At 41.2% G+C, this 609-nt stretch carries 1 pseudogene; it reads left to right on the top strand.

The window, feature by feature from the left end:
* Positions 1–108, top strand: a pseudogene (locus R7Q48_RS28820) (glutathione transferase); the annotation flags it as partial.
* Between the last annotated feature and the right edge of the window lie 501 nt (positions 109–609).

Raw genomic sequence — 609 nt, forward strand, 5'->3', positions numbered from 1 at the left:
TATCTTTTGGACCCCGATGGTCACAAATTGGAAATCCATGTTGGTTCGTTAAAAAGTCGGCTTGAGGCACTTAAAATCAAACCATACAGTGGGCTTGTTTGGCTTTAAACATAACAAACTGTTCAAGCAGATTCGGCACGCGTGGCAGTTTTGGTTTGCGGTGAGTTTTGTGTTTACGGAGTAGTGCAGAAGCATTTGTATAGCGTGCCTCACTACTTAACAGGGCGTTAGCTTAAAACAATTAAAATCAATTGGTTGTGGTCTTTTCTTTCTTCCTTTGGCCATTCGTTCAGGTTTTTCGGCAAATCAGCATTGTTTGTCAATGCGAGTTTTGAGCTGTTGCCTCAATTGAGTTTTGGGACTGCGTGAGGTTAGCTAGTTTTGCTCAAAGTCGCTTTGGAAGTTTTGCTTTCGCTTTGAGTTTCCCGAAAGTGATCTATCAAAATTTTCGGGTTTTCAAATCGCATGAAAGGCCACAAAGTTTGAGTCAATGCGGGTTTCAAAACTCAAGTGGTTTTCCGGCTTTTCAAATCAGGTTAATCTCAGGTTTGGTTAATCTAAGGTGTTGAAATTTAAGCTAACAAACTGCTCAAGCGGGATTCGCAATGC

It is taken from the genome of Vibrio sp. 378, from assembly GCF_033339435.1.